The sequence below is a fragment of the Furfurilactobacillus sp. W61-4 genome (assembly GCF_057545565.1).
The window spans coordinates 240,956-256,147 of the sequence record NZ_BAAJNZ010000004.1; the positions used below are offsets into that span (position 1 = coordinate 240,956).

The window sequence follows — 15,192 nt, forward strand, 5'->3', positions numbered from 1 at the left end:
TAAGTTGTTCATGTTAACATAGCGAAACTATTCTAGCATACCGAACATACTTTCGCACGTGATCCGGATCTCAAATCAACGAAATTTTCATTCCATTGCTAAAAATAGCTTTGCGCCAGTCTTTCAACGACGCAAAGCTATTTTTAAATGATCGGCTTAATCGGCAACAAACGCATTAATTGCATCGACAAACTGTTGCAGCTTCTGATTAGCCGCTGATAATGTGGCGCCATTCGTACCAATATAGAACTTAATTTTAGGTTCCGTACCAGAAGGGCGAACAGCAATCCACGTGCCATCAACTAACCAATATTTCAAAACCTCAGCTTTGGGTAACGTCAACGCTTCAGTATGACCATCGGCATAGGTCTTGATTCCACTAGCAATATCGTCCGTCTCAGCAATGTCAATCCCCGCAAAGTGCTTAGGCGCTTGCGTGCGGAATTTATTGATAATTGCTTCGATCTTTTGTGGACCAGTAACGCCTTCAAAGGTTTGCTGCAACGTCTGCTCACGGAAATAACCATATTCGGCATAGAGCGCCTCTAAACCATCATAGAGGGTCTGTCCTTGTTGACGATAATAGGCAGCAATTTCAGCGAGTAACGTTAAGGCCTGAATGGCATCCTTGTCGCGAACGAATGGCTTAATTAAGTAACCATAGCTCTCTTCGAAGCCAAACATAAACGTGTGATCACCGGTATCTTCAAAGTGTTGAATTTGTTCGGCAATAAATTTAAAACCAGTCAATACGTTGATCGTATCGATGTTATAGCTAGCCGCGATTTTCGTGGCAAATTCAGTTGAAACGATCGATTTTACCGCCACTCCGTTAGCTGGTAGCGTATCAGCCTGTTGATTGGCCGCCAAAATGTAATGCAACATTAATGCAGCGATTTGATTACCGGTTAATAGTTGATAGTCGCCATTCGGTTGACGAACGGCGGTCCCCAACCGGTCAGCATCAGGATCGGTCGCAATTAGAATATCAGCCTGATGTTCCTTACCTAATTTGATGGCCTCATCAAAGGCTTCAGGAAATTCAGGATTAGGAAAATCAACTGTCGGAAAATCGCCATCTGGCTCTGCTTGACTTGGGACCGTGATAAAGTTTTGGAAACCAGCATTACGCAAAGCACGTTCCCCAGGCATTCGGCCAGTTCCATGGAGCGGCGTAAAGACAAACATCATATCTTTACCCTCTTCACGGGCCAAGTCGTGATTAATCGTGACCGTGGCAACATTATCCAAATAGGCCTGATCAACATCTTCACCAATCACTGTTTCTAAGCCAGCCGCGACTAGGTCGGTCTCATCAGCGGTCGCAATTTCAAATAAATCGGTCACCTGACGAATGTACCGGGTAATTAAGTCCGAATCCTTAGGTGGCATTTGCGCGCCATCTTCGCCGTAAATCTTGTAACCATTAAATTGCTTGGGATTGTGGCTAGCCGTAATCATAATGCCGGCAAACGTATGTAGATGTCGAACCGTAAAAGATAATTCGGGTGTCGGGCGCAAGCCTTCAAAGATGTAGGTTTTAATGCCATGCTGGCCTAAAACGCGTGCCGCTTCATGAGCAAATTCTGTGGAGTGATGCCGAGAATCGAAACTAATCGCCACCCCGCGCTTCTTGACCTCTTCACCCAAGGTATCCATGTAAGTGGCTAACCCTTCTGTTGCTTGCCGTACCGTGTAGATGTTCATCCGATTAATACCAGGTCCCATCACGCCACGCATGCCGGCCGTACCAAAACTCATTGGTTGGTAAAAGGCGTCTTCTAATTCCTCATCGTTGCCTGCTAAAGCAGTTAATTCTGTTTTTAAATGAGCTTCCAGATCGGTCTGAGCTGTCCAAGTCTGATAAGTTTCTTTCCAGTCCACAATCGCATCTCCATTCATGATGTTGTTTTCGTATGCGTTTTCAGTATACCGCATTAAGTCCTTCGCGCGAAACAAGCCAAACAATTCTATGCTAATCTGAGCTTTCAGTGATAAATGATGGTTAGTCAGGTATTTCTGAACACTTTCTTAAACGCGCTCACTGGTCAGCGCTGAGCATCTCGCCGATGGATCGCGGCGAATAAATCCTGCTCAACAAGTTTGGGACATAACTTATAAAAGGCACTGGAATTCATTTTTTGTGCACCCCGTCCCCATGGTCAAAACGTGCGACAAACGCCTGAGAACTGTGCCTAGCAATAAAGGGATCACCTTCCAAAGTGCGGAAGATGATCCCTTTTTCGCTAGTGCTCGCTCTCAATTCGGCGTTATATCCCACTCTCCGATCAAACTAAGCATTATCGTTTTGAACTCATTCAATCATTAAACAACAGCGTGCTTTGCTTTCAAGTCTTCCAAATATTTGAAGACTTGTTGGCCAGCCACCCCGCCGTCACCAACTGCTGTCGTAATCTGACGTAGATCCTTTTGCCGAACGTCACCGATCGCAAAAATTCCTGGTACTTTTGTGTGCATTTCGCCATCAGTTGGAATCCAACCAATTTCATCAGTGATACCTAGGCCACTAAATGGTGTCGTCATCGGTAAATTACCGACGTAGATAAAGACACCATCTGCAGACATGGTCGTCGTTTCACCCGTTTGATTGTTAATGAGTTCCACACCAGTTACCTTCATATCGTCACCGACAATCTTGGTCACTTCGGTGTTCCAGACAAATTCCATCTTTTCGTTCGCAAATGCCCGATCCTGAGCAACTTGTTGGGCGCGTAAGTGATCACGGCGATGAACCACCGTCACTTTATCAGCTAATTGTGTCAGATAGATGCCTTCTTCAATGGCACTATCACCACCGCCAACAACCACCACGTGCTTGTTGCGGAAAAATGCGCCATCACATACCGCACAGTAGGAAACACCACGTCCTGAAAATTCAGTTTCTCCAGGAATACCGAGTTTGCGATACTGTGAGCCTGTCCCAATGACAACCGCCTTAGCGGTGTACTCATCAGTATCCGTTTTGACAGTCTTGTTATCACCATGATCGATGATCGATTCAACCGCACCATAGCCATACTCGGCCCCAAATTGAGTAGCACCCTCATACATTGCACTCGCCAAATCTGGTCCTTGAATGGACTTAAAGCCCGGATAATTCTCAATCGCGGCCGTGTTATTCATTTGACCGCCATAAATCCCTCGATCAAGCAGTAAAACGGATAAATTTGCTCTTGAGGCATACAGCGCCGCCGTCATGCCGCCAGGGCCAGCGCCAATCACAATGACATCATAATTATTTGCCATACTGTGCTTCCTTTCCGCAGCTACCTGCTCGTCAATGCGTACATCTTACTATCTTTTTGTAAGTAACACAATCATTTTGTTTAGAGCGTGAGCCAGACCGGGTGATCCTGAGCACCAATGGACAAGCCCAAACGGGTGTTTTTGGCCCACTTGGGCTTGTTGATTGGGCACAAGGATCAGGGCTGGCGAACGCGTTTACATTAGAGCGTGAGCCAGACCGCTTGATTCCGAGCACCAACTGGAAATCACGGACGGGTGGGCTGCACCCGATAGTGATTGCTGGTTGGGCACAGGAAGCAGGGCTGGCGTGCGCGTTTACATCATTTTATGAAAAATACGTCTCTTCCTTTTCATAGAAGGGGCGTATTAATCAAATTAAGCTTCGCTTGAATTAACGTTTGTTCGCTTTAATGTCCTCGGCCAACTGTAAGACATAGTCCCGTAACTCATCCTTTACATCGGGATGGCGTAGGCCAAATTCAATGTTGGTCCGAATCAGACCGAATTTATAACCAACGTCAAAACGGTCACCCTTGAATTCATGCGCATACACGTGTTGTGTCTTGTTCAACAAGTCAATGGCATCCGTTAATTGTAACTCATCACCTTTACCATAAGGGGTTTGTTCCAACGCGTCGAAAATTTGTGGTGTTAACAAGTAACGACCAATAATAGCTAAGTCGGAAGGCGCATCCTCAGGCTTGGGCTTTTCAACGAAGTTCTTCACTTCAAACAAACCATCGCTAACTTCTTGGGCTGGGTTAATGACGCCATACTTATTGGTTTCTTCATGGGGCACGCGCATCACGGCCAAGGTTGATTCACCAGTTTCGTTATACCGATCAATCAATTGTTTAGTCAATGGTACTTGGTCTTCCATCAAGTCATCACCAAGCAACACGACGAAAGGTTCATCACCAATAAAGTTTTTGGCAGTCAGGACCGCATCTCCCAAACCGCGCATGTGGTTTTGTCGAATAAAGTAAAGATTGCTATCATTGCTGGACTGAACAGCGTCCAACATAGCATCTTTACCTTTGTTCGCCAAATCTGCTTCCAATTCAGGCGCAGAGTCGAAGTGGTCTTCGATCGAGCGTTTGCCTCGCCCAGTTACGACACAGATTTCCTCAATGCCAGCCTTGTGGGCCTCTTCAACGATGAATTGAATCGTAGGTTTATCAACAATTGGCAGCATTTCCTTAGCGATTGCCTTCGTCTCTGGTAAAAACCGCGTGCCGTAACCCGCTGCAGGGATGATGGCTTTCCTAACTTTTTGCATAACAACAAATTCCTTTCGTGTTTTGGTCGATGATCGACCGGTTTTGACTGGCGATATTAACCGAGTTCAGCGCGCCCTTCGCGTTGCATGAGACCCGTAATCACTGAACGAACCTCCGCACCATTATACAAAACGTCATAAATGGCATCCGTAATTGGCATTTCAACATGTCGCTTAATTGCCAATTCATGAGCGGCTTTCGTCGTTGCCACACCTTCAATGACCATGCCCATGGTCTCAATCACCTCGTCTAGCGTTTGTCCTTGACCTAACTCATTACCGGCTCGCCAATTACGTGAATTAACACTCGTCGCCGTAACAATCAGATCGCCAACTCCTGACAAGCCGATGAAGGTCAACGGATTGGCGCCAAATGTCTGCCCTAGACGGCTAATCTCTGCCAGTCCCCGGGTGATTAAAGCAGCTTTCGCATTATCACCGTAGCCAAGACCATGTAAGGCCCCTGCACCAATCGCGATAATGTTCTTCAACGCTGCCCCAAATTCAGCACCAATCACATCCGTATTAGTATAAACCCTGAAATATGCATTCATAAAGAGTTTTTGGATTTTTCTTGCCGCATCCTCATTTTCACAAGCCGCGGTAATCAATGTAATATCTTTTTTAGCCACATCTTCAGCATGGCTTGGTCCTGATAACACCACAATCGCGTTACGTTGCGCCGCCGGAATTTCTTCAGCTAACATCTCTGAAACACGTTTATACGTGTTTTGCTCAAGTCCTTTGGTCGCGTGAACGACGGTAACCGATTGCCCATTATTGACTAAGATTTTGGCAGCCTGAGCGCTAACCTCACGAATAGCCTTGGTTGGAACGGCAAACAAAACCACCTCAGCACCTGTTATCGCTTTCGCCATGTCAGTTGTCGCTTGCAATTGGTGTTGATATTCAAAGCCTGGCATGTAAGCTGCGTTCGTATGTAGCTCATTTAATTCTTGAACCTGCGCTGGTTTATGTGACCAAAGCGCGACAGTTTGCCCATTTTCAGTCAATAAGTTGGCCAGTACGCTCCCCCAAGAACCAGCGCCTAGCACTGCGATTCGTGATGCCATAGCTTCCTCCTTTTAGTGTGACCGCTTGCCACACGGTTCCTCAAAAACTTACTTTGTCATTGATTGCATACCCGCTAAGTACAGTGGAACTTGCCGGCGTCGGCGAATGATCAACCAACTCCACGCACCAACAAACAACGCCACTGACAGCCACTGGGATACACGAGCCGGACCTAGCATGAGGCTATCCGTCCGCATTCCTTCAACAAAGAAGCGACCAAACGAATACCAAATAACGTACATAAAGAAGACCTCTCCTTGGCGATACAAGCCCTTGCGGTGCCGGGTAGCCATCAGCAAAGCAAAACCAATTAAATCCCACAGAGATTCATACAAAAAAGTGGGGGTTCGATAAGCACCCTCAATATTCATTTGGGTAATAATAAATGCTGGTAGATGCAGTGCTTGTAAATGAGCCAGGGTGGTTATTTTACCAAACGCTTCCTGGTTCATGAAATTGCCCCAACGGCCGATCCCCTGGGCCATAATTACGGTAGGCGCCAGTACATCTAAAAATAGAAATGTCGGAATTCCACGGGAGTGGGTAAACCACACCACCACAATGGCGGCCCCAATCAGCGCACCATAAATCGCAATTCCGCCGTCCCAAATGGCAATAACTTCACTTAAATGGTTTTGATAGTAAGACCACTGAAACACCACATAGTAGGTCCTCGCCGCAATCAATGCGGCTGGCAAGGCCCATAGCAAAAAATCATAGAGGTCATCCGGATCAATACCGCGCCGCTTAGACTCACGCACAGAAAGCCACAGGGCAATAAACACACCGGTTGTAATAATGACGCCGTACCAATGAATCTGCAAAGGTCCTAATCGTAATGCAATCGGATTCAATGCTCCCATTATTAATCGCTGCATACTTAGTGACCTTGAGCTTTCTGATCATCCGAAGTCTGACCAGCTGTTGGCAAATCACCAGCGGCGGCTTCATCTCGTTTCGAGTTTTCCTGAATCAACTGATTTAAATTATGGTCAAACGTCTTAGTTGCGTCATAGCCCATCGAACGAGCCCGGAAATTCATCGCTGCCGATTCAATAATAATTGCCAAATTACGCCCTGTTTTAACAGGAATCGAGATCATTGGCACTTGCACATCGAAAATTTGTCGTTCATCTTCAGCGTTCCCAAGTCGATCAAATTGCGCATCCGTGGTCCAGTTTTGCAAGTGCACGATAAGCTGGATTTTCGCCGAACTCCTGACGGCACCAGCACCATAAAGATTCATGACATCAATAATCCCGATCCCACGAATTTCCATTAAGTGATTTAAAATCTTAGGTGCTTCCCCGACCAGCGTTTGTTCGTCTTGCTGGAAAACATCCACCCGGTCATCGGCAATTAACCGATGACCCCGACGAATCAATTCTAAGGCCGTTTCTGATTTACCGACGCCTGAGTCACCGGTAATCAAGACCCCTAAACCATAGATATCGATCAATACACCATGAATTGATTGACGTTTCGCCAACACACCGCTGAGGTAAATTGACATATTCGACAAAATTCGTGATGAAGTTTGCTTGCTACCAAGAACTGGAATATGCGCTTCAGCCGCCGCCTGGATGAGTTCTGCCGGCGGTTCAATGTTCGTTGATACGACAAAACACGGCGTTTTGGGATCAGCCATTTTTCGCATAATCATCAGCAATTCATCGTGGCTCATTTTTTTAGAAAACGAGGTTTCCGTGATGCCTAACAGCTGAATTCTTTCCGGTGGATAATAATTAAAATAGCCGGTCATCTCCAAGCCTGGACGTGAGATATCTGGTGTTGTAATTCGCCGTTCATCAAGATAATCGGCCCCGTCATAAACGGTGAGGCGGGCATTTTCGACCAATTCACGAACTGTCACACTATCTGCCATAACAAATCGCCTCCTTATTCTGCATTAAAGTAACTAGAAATGATTGCGTTACAGATCGACATAATCACTGCCGCCAACATCGCCATGCCAAAGTTCGCGATTTGAAAATTCTGCGCGCCAACAAAGAAGCTAGTCAATTCCAACATGGCGGCGTTGATCACAATCGAAAACAAACCCAATGTTAAAAACGTAATTGGTAGTGACAAAATCACTAAAAATGGTTTGATGGCGGCATTTAAAATTGCTAAAACAAGACTAGCCACTAAGGCATACCAGACACTAGAAACTTGAAAGCTGTTTCTAAAAAAGCCGGCAATCGCCAAGAATAGCAATGCATCAATTAAAATTCGTTGCCAAAATTTCATGCCGTTCCTACCTTTCTCGGTGATCGTGAACGTCGTGTTCTTCGGCATGGATCTCTTTACGGCCTCGTGGGCGTGAAGCTTCATCGGGCCGATTTTGCCCACTGAATAGATCGCCAAATAAGTTGAAGACGTTAGCATCACTCGTGTGTTGATCACTTGGCAACCACCAAAGTAAGACGGCGTAAAAAACAACCGCTAACAAGGTTACTAGGCCATGTGGAGGTAGGAATAAGGCCAGCAGCAAGTAGCCGACCCGCAAAATGGTTGGATTGATATGAAGAAAACGGCCTAAACCACCGAAAACACCGCCAATCCACCGATCAGTTGCTGACTTTGTTAATTTTTCCCGTGCCACGTTAATCACCTCAATGTTTCCGCTTAAATTTGAATGTCCTAATTTTATCGCATTAAAAGTCATCTGACCAATTTTTCAAAACCAGCACGTTTTGACAAGGCACAAGTCCTACTTAAAGTCCGCCGACTCATCCATCTGAATCGTCTCACATCAGCAGCGAACTTAATACGAAGGTCTGATCAAATTATCAAATATTTTAATTGATTGAAAAAAGTTCCTAACTCCAGCAGAACTTAATAAAAAGCCACCGTCAGAATTAATGGTCGGTAGCTTGTTAGTTGAAGCTCACTTAAATTTGGGCAAGATCGATTATTCATCAGTTTGCGTGTCAGTTGTATTACGTGGATTCAACTCCACAATCTTCCCGGTTTGCAAATAAACAATCCATTCACAAATATTGGTCACGTAATCACCAATCCGTTTCAAAAATTGGGCAACGGCCATGTAGTCTGTACTACCCACAACTACTTCGGGGTCTTGCCGCATTTGATCGATGCTCTCACGATAAATCAGTTGGTAATAATCGCTAGCTCTAGCATCCACTAAGGCGATTTGCCGTGCACGCTGATCATCATCTTTCACATAGGCATCTAAAACATCGGCGACCATCTGCTGAACAATCCGACCCATTTCAGAAATGTGTTGCTCGATGACAGCCACCCGTTTATTGCCTTTTACTCGAATCGTTGACTGAGCAACACTACGCGCATAATCACCCATCCGTTCCAGATCCGATACGGCCTTCAAAATGGTCACAATCTCCCGCAGATCTGTGGTCACCGGTTGATATAACGCAATCATTTCAAATGACTTTTTTTCTAGGCTAACCTCCCGATCATTAATTTGATGGTCATTATCGATGACGGCTTGGGCAATGGCACGATCGTGGTTAACAAACGCCGTCACTGATTTCCCAATCGCTTCTGAAACGAGCATCCCTAATTCTGTAAATCCAGCGTCTAGATCATTTAGTTCATCATCAAATAGTCGTCTCATCTTTTTGCACCTCTATTCCTTATTTAGGCTCCAATTTAACCAAACCGTCCTGAAATGTAATCTTGAGTCTCCTGCCGCGCTGGATCCATAAACATCGTTTTCGTGTCATTAACCTCAATGAGTTCCCCTTGTAAAAAGAAAGCGGTACGATCGGCAATTCGTGATGCTTGCTGCAGGTTATGCGTCACCATGATGATCGTGTAATCGTACCTTAACTTTAACAAAGTTTCTTCAATCACGTGGCTTGAAACTGGGTCTAACGCACTGGTCGGTTCGTCCAGTAGGAGGACATCTGGAGAAACAGCTAAGACGCGTGCAATACAGATGCGTTGTTGTTGCCCACCTGAAAGTGCCAACGCATTCTTGTGGAGGTCATCTTTAACTTCGTCCCAGACAGCCGCCTGCTTAAGACTATTTTCCACAGCTTCATCCAAAACTTGTTTGTCACGCACCCCGGCTAATCGTAATCCATAAACCACATTTTCATAAATCGAAAAGGGAAACGGATTGGGTTGTTGAAAGACCATACCGACCTGTTTTCGAAGAGCCACAATATCTTCACCAGGCGCATAAATGTTTTGATCTTTAAACAAGACATTGCCGGTAATCGTCACTCCATCGATGAGATCATTCATCCGGTTCAAGCTGCGCAAAAAGGTCGATTTGCCACAGCCTGATGGCCCAATCAAGGCCGAAATTCCCTTTTCTTGAAAAGATAAATTGATTCCCTTTAATGCCTCTTTTTGGCCATAAAATAAATGTAAGTTATCAGTCTCAATGATGGGTGTTGCCATGTCATTCTCCTCTCATGACCACCTGCAATTTGATCAACGCAATTTCGACTTAACCAAAGTTCCCTGAAATATAATCGTTAGTGATGGCAACCTTGGGGCGGGTAAAGATCTTGCGCGCTTCATCGTATTCCAAAACCTTCCCTAGGTGAAAGAAAGCGGTAAAATCACTGATTCTAGCGGCTTGCTGCATGTTATGTGTGACGATAATAATCGTATAATGTTCCTTTAGCTTCAGTAACGTATCTTCAATCTGTGAGGTCGCCACTGGATCTAGCGCGCTTGCCGGTTCGTCCAGTAATAAAATATCCGGCTTCATCGCAACTGCCCGGGCGATACATAAGCGTTGCTGTTGTCCACCTGATAAAGCAAGAGCGCTCTTATGCAGCTCATCTTTGACTTGATCCCACATGGCAGCCTGCCGCAAGGACGTTTCGACAATTTCATCAAGTTGCTGACGATCTCGCAAGCCACGTTGCTTTAACGCAAAAGTGATATTGTCATAAATTGACTTGGCAAAGGGATTAGGTCGTTGAAACACCATCCCGATATGTCGGCGCATCTCATAAACATCAATCTGGTTACTATTAATATCTAAGCCCCGATACATAATTTGTCCATCAACTCGGGCAACGCCGTCATTCATCCGATTAAGTGACCGCAAAAAAGTTGATTTCCCTGAACCCGACGCCCCTATTAACGCGGTGATCTTGTAGCGTTCAAACTGTAAGTCACCCTCGCTGAGCGCTTCATTGTCGCCATAATAAACATGCAAATTGTGGGTTGAGAGTGCAATTTCATGTTCCTGTTCATCAAATTGAAAAATATTCCGTTCAGGTGCCTGCGTTGTAGCTGCTGATGGTTCAGTCATCATAACCATTTCCTCCTCGAATCAATCCGCCGCCGTTAAATGTCGATAGACGCGTTGGCCAACCCAACGAGCCAAAATATTAAATAACAACACTGCCAACACTAGCACGGCTGAAGAACCAGCGGAAACAGCACTGGCGTCTGGCATGATACCTTCTGAGTTGATTTTCCAAATGTGGACGGCTAGGGTTTCGGCAGGACGCATTGGATTTAAGGGACTGGCAATATTAAACGGATTCCAATCCGCAAAATTCAAAGCCGGTGCTGATTGACCAGACGTATAAATCAAAGCTGCAGCTTCGCCAAAAACACGACCGGCGCTCAAGATAACACCAGTTAAAATACTGGGTACCGCTGCCGGCAAAATGACATGGGTGACCGTTTCCCATCGTGATAGGCCTAATGCTAGTCCTGCCTCTCGCTGCAAATTGGGAATTGCTGCCAAGGATCCCTCAATACTGCGAGTCAGCAGTGGTAAGTTGAAGAATGTTAGCGCCAAAGCACCGGAAAGAATTGAAAAGCCCATTTTGAATCGAACAACAAAAAGTAAGAAACCGAATAAACCGACGACAACGGATGGCAACGAGCTTAAAATTTCAATTGCGGAACGAATCAACGTCGTAACCCAATTTTTCTGCGCATATTCATTCAAATAAATGCCTGCGCCTAATGCGATCGGGAATGAAATAAGCATCGCTAAGATGAGTAAGTAAAATGAATTGAAGAGCTGAATCCCAATCCCCCCACCGGCACTAAAGGCCTTAGCTGGCGTGGTGAGAAATTGCCACGTGAGTTTAGGAAAACCGGCTAGTAAAATATAGCCCAACAAGAAAACCAAGATCAGAATCACGGCCCCCGCAATACCATAAAAAATGCCAGTTGCCACTTTATCTGCTGTCTTTGCGTTCATTAGCGAAGCGCCCCTTTCCGGCCAATCAAGCGGATCACGACATTAAATACCAGTGACATGACGAGTAAGACTAAAGCTAGTGACCATAAAGCGTTGTTTTGTAGGCTGCCCATCACCGTGTTACCAATCCCTTCCGTCAGCACAGACGTCAATGTCGATGATGGCGAAACAAGGTTGTGCGGTAATAACGTTGCATTGCCAACTACCATCTGAACTGCCAGTGCCTCACCGAAAGCTCTCGCCATGCCAAAGACAATGGCCGTTAAAATCCCTGGCGTGGCTGCCCGTAAAATGACCTTATAAATCGTTTGCCAGCGGGTCGCACCCAGCGCCAATGAGGCTTCACGATAGTAACGAGGAACTGATTTTAACGTATCGGCGGTCATTGAGGTCACCGTTGGGAGAATCATGACAAACAAGACAAACGTTCCTGACAGAATTCCAAAGCCACTACCACCAAATGTATGACGAACAAACGGAACCACCACGCTTAAGCCGATAAATCCATAAACGACCGATGGAATGCCAACCAACAATTCGGTGACTGGTTGGAGAATCTTAGCACCATTTTTAGGAGCTATCTCATTCATAAATACCGCTGTCCCAATTGCAAATGGGGTCGCAACGACAGCTGATAATAGCGTGATTAAAAATGAGCCAACAATCATCGGTAATGCACCAACTTGTGGTTTCCCGTGAACGGATATCGATGGATCCCAGGTTTTTCCAGTCAAAAAGTTCCACGGGTTAACATGGTTTTCAAAGAAAGTCGCTAATCCCTTGGCGGCCACGAACCAGAAAATAGCGACCACGACAACCAGAATTAACAATAGCGCTAAAAAGCTAATCACTCGTCCGCGACGCTCGGTTCGTGTCGCTTGGGAGGTCTGCTGTAAGGCAGCTTTGATTTTATCCATTTCTCTCTTACCCCTTATTTATCTCAGCGAACTGGTGTCACTTCACCACTAACACTGCGTTTGATTTGCATCTGGGACATACTAATATACCCGAGTTGCTGAACTAGCGTGGTTTGAATCCGTGGTGATTGGATATAGTTAAGAAATGATTTCGTCACACCGGTTGGTTGTCCTTTGGTGTACATATGCTCATAAGACCACACTGGCCACTTACCTGTAGTCACATTGTGATTCGTTGGCCTAACGCCATTTAAAGCGACCTTCTTCACTGATTTATCGGCGTAGGAAAAAGCGACATAACTAATGGCGCCTGGTGTCGAACTGACAATTGAGCGAACCATCCCCGAAGAATCTTGTGCTTGTGCTGTTTTAACCTGATGTCCAGCCAAGGCCCAACGCTCAAATGTCGCCCGGGTTCCAGACCCCTGTGCTCGGTTAATGATGGTAATGGGGATGTTGGCCCCACCAAGTTGACGCCAATTCGTATAGGTGCCATCAAAAATTCGTTGCAGTTGCGTCGTCGTCAAATTAGTCACACCAACTTTAGGATTAATAATAGGTACGATTCCCACCACCGCGACACGGTGGTCGACGAGTTGTTTTGACTGAATCCCACTTTGTTCTTCCGCGAAGACATCAGAATTCCCAATGGCTACTGCACCGGACTGAATCTGACTAAGTCCTGTTCCCGATCCACCACCTTGAACATTGATAAACACGCCTAAGTGATCACCTGCATATTGTTCACCGGCGGCTTCGACTAATGGCTGTAACGCGGTCGAACCGACGACGGTAATTGAGCCGTCGCGCATGGCACGCTGGCGTGTTTGGTAGCCGGCTGTTAAAAGTCCGGCGATGCCAACGACTAACACAACCAACCAAAACTGTCGTTTATTCATAGTAACCTCCTGAAATCAATGCGGAAATAAACACGTTTGGCGTCCACGTATTGCTCCCCATCAACTCTAACTAAGTTTAACGGCTCAATGTAAAGAAGCTAAGGATGTTATGTAAAGGTTTTGTAAATATGAAAAAGCGTCTGCCCTAGCCCTGCCATTGCTGACTAAATGCTAACGCAAACGCTATGATAACCGGGAAATTCTTACTCATTTTTTAGGGGAAATTGAAGCGTCATGGTGGTTCCCACCTCGGGTTGGCTACTAACGCTAATGTGTCCGCCTAATAACTCTGTCAACTCTTTGACAATCGCCAGTCCCAAGCCTGTACCAGGAATGCGTTGTTTATTGCGGGAAGGATCTCCTCGATAAAAACGCTCAAAGATCCGCTCTTGTTGTTCAACCGTCATACCTCGACCAGTGTCAGTAACCGTCAACTGCCAACCAGTCGGCGTGGCCGTGGCATCAATGGTAATCTGCCCGTCATCTCGATTGTACTTGATCGCGTTTGACAGCAAGTTATTGGCAATCTGATCAAATTTAGCTGCATCGGTCTGGACTTTAAACTGTGGTGAAATGGCGTTGACCACGGTTAATGAACAGCGGCGAATCGATTGGCTTTGTAACTGAATCTGTTGATCAATTAACGGCTTAACATCAACTTGTGTCATAATCAATGCTCGTTTGGTTGGATTCTGCAATCGCGACACAGACAAAACATCCTCGATCAATAGCATCAACTGGTGCGCTTGATCATTGATGATTGTCAAAAACTCTCGACGTTTTTGCGGATTCATATCTGCACCAGCCAATAGCGTCTCCGAAAAACCCGTAATGGCAGTAAGCGGCGTTTTTAATTCATGAGAAGCGTTCGCCACAAAGTCAACCTGCATCTGCTCAATTCGCGCCACTTCGGTTAAATCGTAAAGCAGCACCAATACCTGTGGATGATAAGGACGCGGTTCTGTATAAATCGTTGAAACCTCTAATGTCCGCTTGGTGGCTGGTAATGTGAGGGTCAACGTCTGACGACGATTAACTTGTTCTCGTAACGCTGCCTCAATTTGAGCGGTTAAGTCATATTGTTTTATATCTTGCGTATACAAGTGTGGTAATGGCAATTGCTCGGTTTCAAGTAATTGAACGGCCATTGGATTCATTAACTGAGTTTGTCGCCGTCGGTCAACGACCATGACCCCCACCGGTAAATATTTCAATAAATTATCTAGCTCATTTTCTTGACGCTGAAAGACATGACTTTGGTGACGCAAAGCTTCAGCAGCCATATTGATTGCTTGGCCCAAATCCGCGTAGGCATGATCGGCGGGCAGTAAAATGCGATGCGTTTGATCCGGTACGGTTAGTTGCATAACTTGGGTCGTTAGGTCGTGCACGACCCGTTCTTGAGCAGCCACTAACCGCCAAATAATCCCCAATTCGATTAACATGGCTCCGATAACCAAACCAGTGATGACCCAGCCGCGTTGACTGGCCTGCCCGTAATTACTAGTGACCAACAAACCTATCAGTAAGATAAAGTTCATCAGTCCGGCAATTACCAATAATCGTAATTTAAACGTTCGCATG

At 45.8% G+C, this 15,192-nt stretch carries 15 protein-coding genes; all 15 read right to left on the bottom strand.

The genetic code is table 11. The features are described from left to right. Positions 1–156: 156 nt before the first annotated feature. The 15 genes from AC27FN_RS06855 to AC27FN_RS06925 all read right to left on the bottom strand — a co-directional run bounded on the left by AC27FN_RS06855 (position 157) and on the right by AC27FN_RS06925 (position 15,191). On the bottom strand, positions 157–1,884 hold the full coding sequence (locus AC27FN_RS06855; RefSeq protein ID WP_487167311.1) for a phospho-sugar mutase: 1,728 nt from the start codon (positions 1,882–1,884) through the stop codon (positions 157–159). A 441-nt stretch (positions 1,885–2,325) separates the two neighbouring features. Beyond that, positions 2,326–3,267 carry a thioredoxin-disulfide reductase gene (gene trxB, locus AC27FN_RS06860; RefSeq protein ID WP_487167263.1) on the bottom strand — a complete coding sequence of 314 codons (942 nt, stop codon included), beginning with the start codon at positions 3,265–3,267 and terminating at the stop codon, positions 2,326–2,328. 391 nt (positions 3,268–3,658) lie between these two features. Next, a complete protein-coding gene (gene galU / locus AC27FN_RS06865) occupies positions 3,659–4,546 on the bottom strand; it encodes a UTP--glucose-1-phosphate uridylyltransferase GalU (protein ID WP_487167264.1) in 888 nt (295 codons plus the stop codon). 56 nt (positions 4,547–4,602) lie between these two features. Next, positions 4,603–5,619: an NAD(P)H-dependent glycerol-3-phosphate dehydrogenase gene (locus tag AC27FN_RS06870; RefSeq protein ID WP_487167265.1), complete on the bottom strand. Its 1,017-nt coding sequence runs from the start codon at positions 5,617–5,619 to the stop codon at positions 4,603–4,605. Positions 5,620–5,667: 48 nt separating this feature from the next. After that, the gene (lgt, locus tag AC27FN_RS06875) at positions 5,668–6,498 is read right to left on the bottom strand and encodes a prolipoprotein diacylglyceryl transferase (protein WP_487167266.1); all 831 of its coding nucleotides are present in this window, start codon (positions 6,496–6,498) and stop codon (positions 5,668–5,670) included. Positions 6,499–6,500: 2 nt separating this feature from the next. After that, on the bottom strand, positions 6,501–7,505 hold the full coding sequence (gene hprK / locus AC27FN_RS06880) for an HPr(Ser) kinase/phosphatase (RefSeq protein ID WP_487167267.1): 1,005 nt from the start codon (positions 7,503–7,505) through the stop codon (positions 6,501–6,503). A gap of 14 nt (positions 7,506–7,519) precedes the next feature. Next, positions 7,520–7,870, bottom strand: a complete 351-nt coding sequence (locus AC27FN_RS06885; RefSeq protein ID WP_407883937.1) for a phage holin family protein — start codon at positions 7,868–7,870, stop codon at positions 7,520–7,522. A 7-nt stretch (positions 7,871–7,877) separates the two neighbouring features. Beyond that, positions 7,878–8,225: a PspC domain-containing protein gene (locus AC27FN_RS06890; RefSeq protein WP_487167268.1), complete on the bottom strand. Its 348-nt coding sequence runs from the start codon at positions 8,223–8,225 to the stop codon at positions 7,878–7,880. 309 nt (positions 8,226–8,534) lie between these two features. Beyond that, positions 8,535–9,221: a phosphate signaling complex protein PhoU gene (gene phoU / locus AC27FN_RS06895; protein WP_487167269.1), complete on the bottom strand. Its 687-nt coding sequence runs from the start codon at positions 9,219–9,221 to the stop codon at positions 8,535–8,537. Positions 9,222–9,256: 35 nt separating this feature from the next. After that, entirely contained in the window at positions 9,257–10,015 is a 759-nt protein-coding gene (gene pstB / locus AC27FN_RS06900) for a phosphate ABC transporter ATP-binding protein PstB (protein ID WP_487167270.1), read from the bottom strand. A 49-nt stretch (positions 10,016–10,064) separates the two neighbouring features. Next, positions 10,065–10,883, bottom strand: coding sequence for a phosphate ABC transporter ATP-binding protein PstB (pstB, locus tag AC27FN_RS06905; RefSeq protein ID WP_487167312.1), 819 nt, complete (start codon positions 10,881–10,883; stop codon positions 10,065–10,067). Positions 10,884–10,904: 21 nt separating this feature from the next. After that, positions 10,905–11,792, bottom strand: a complete 888-nt coding sequence (gene pstA / locus AC27FN_RS06910; protein ID WP_487167271.1) for a phosphate ABC transporter permease PstA — start codon at positions 11,790–11,792, stop codon at positions 10,905–10,907. Continuing rightward, entirely contained in the window at positions 11,792–12,709 is a 918-nt protein-coding gene (pstC, locus tag AC27FN_RS06915) for a phosphate ABC transporter permease subunit PstC (protein WP_487167272.1), read from the bottom strand. Before pstC ends, pstA begins: the two co-directional genes overlap by 1 nt. Positions 12,710–12,732: 23 nt before the next feature. Further along, positions 12,733–13,608, bottom strand: coding sequence for a phosphate ABC transporter substrate-binding protein PstS family protein (locus tag AC27FN_RS06920; RefSeq protein ID WP_487167273.1), 876 nt, complete (start codon positions 13,606–13,608; stop codon positions 12,733–12,735). A 203-nt stretch (positions 13,609–13,811) separates the two neighbouring features. Further along, positions 13,812–15,191 carry a sensor histidine kinase gene (locus AC27FN_RS06925; RefSeq protein ID WP_487167274.1) on the bottom strand — a complete coding sequence of 460 codons (1,380 nt, stop codon included), beginning with the start codon at positions 15,189–15,191 and terminating at the stop codon, positions 13,812–13,814. Position 15,192: the final 1 nt, after the last annotated feature.

Coding starts and splice junctions, on each gene's coding strand:
- trxB (WP_487167263.1), bottom strand. CDS start 3,267: ATGGCAAATAATTATGATGTCATTGTGATTGGCGCTGGCCCTGGCGGC.
- galU (WP_487167264.1), bottom strand. CDS start 4,546: ATGCAAAAAGTTAGGAAAGCCATCATCCCTGCAGCGGGTTACGGCACG.
- AC27FN_RS06870 (WP_487167265.1), bottom strand. CDS start 5,619: ATGGCATCACGAATCGCAGTGCTAGGCGCTGGTTCTTGGGGGAGCGTA.
- lgt (WP_487167266.1), bottom strand. CDS start 6,498: ATGCAGCGATTAATAATGGGAGCATTGAATCCGATTGCATTACGATTA.
- hprK (WP_487167267.1), bottom strand. CDS start 7,505: ATGGCAGATAGTGTGACAGTTCGTGAATTGGTCGAAAATGCCCGCCTC.
- AC27FN_RS06885 (WP_407883937.1), bottom strand. CDS start 7,870: ATGAAATTTTGGCAACGAATTTTAATTGATGCATTGCTATTCTTGGCG.
- phoU (WP_487167269.1), bottom strand. CDS start 9,221: ATGAGACGACTATTTGATGATGAACTAAATGATCTAGACGCTGGATTT.
- pstB (WP_487167270.1), bottom strand. CDS start 10,015: ATGGCAACACCCATCATTGAGACTGATAACTTACATTTATTTTATGGC.
- pstB (WP_487167312.1), bottom strand. CDS start 10,883: ATGACTGAACCATCAGCAGCTACAACGCAGGCACCTGAACGGAATATT.
- pstA (WP_487167271.1), bottom strand. CDS start 11,792: ATGAACGCAAAGACAGCAGATAAAGTGGCAACTGGCATTTTTTATGGT.
- pstC (WP_487167272.1), bottom strand. CDS start 12,709: ATGGATAAAATCAAAGCTGCCTTACAGCAGACCTCCCAAGCGACACGA.
- AC27FN_RS06920 (WP_487167273.1), bottom strand. CDS start 13,608: ATGAATAAACGACAGTTTTGGTTGGTTGTGTTAGTCGTTGGCATCGCC.
- AC27FN_RS06925 (WP_487167274.1), bottom strand. CDS start 15,191: ATGCGAACGTTTAAATTACGATTATTGGTAATTGCCGGACTGATGAAC.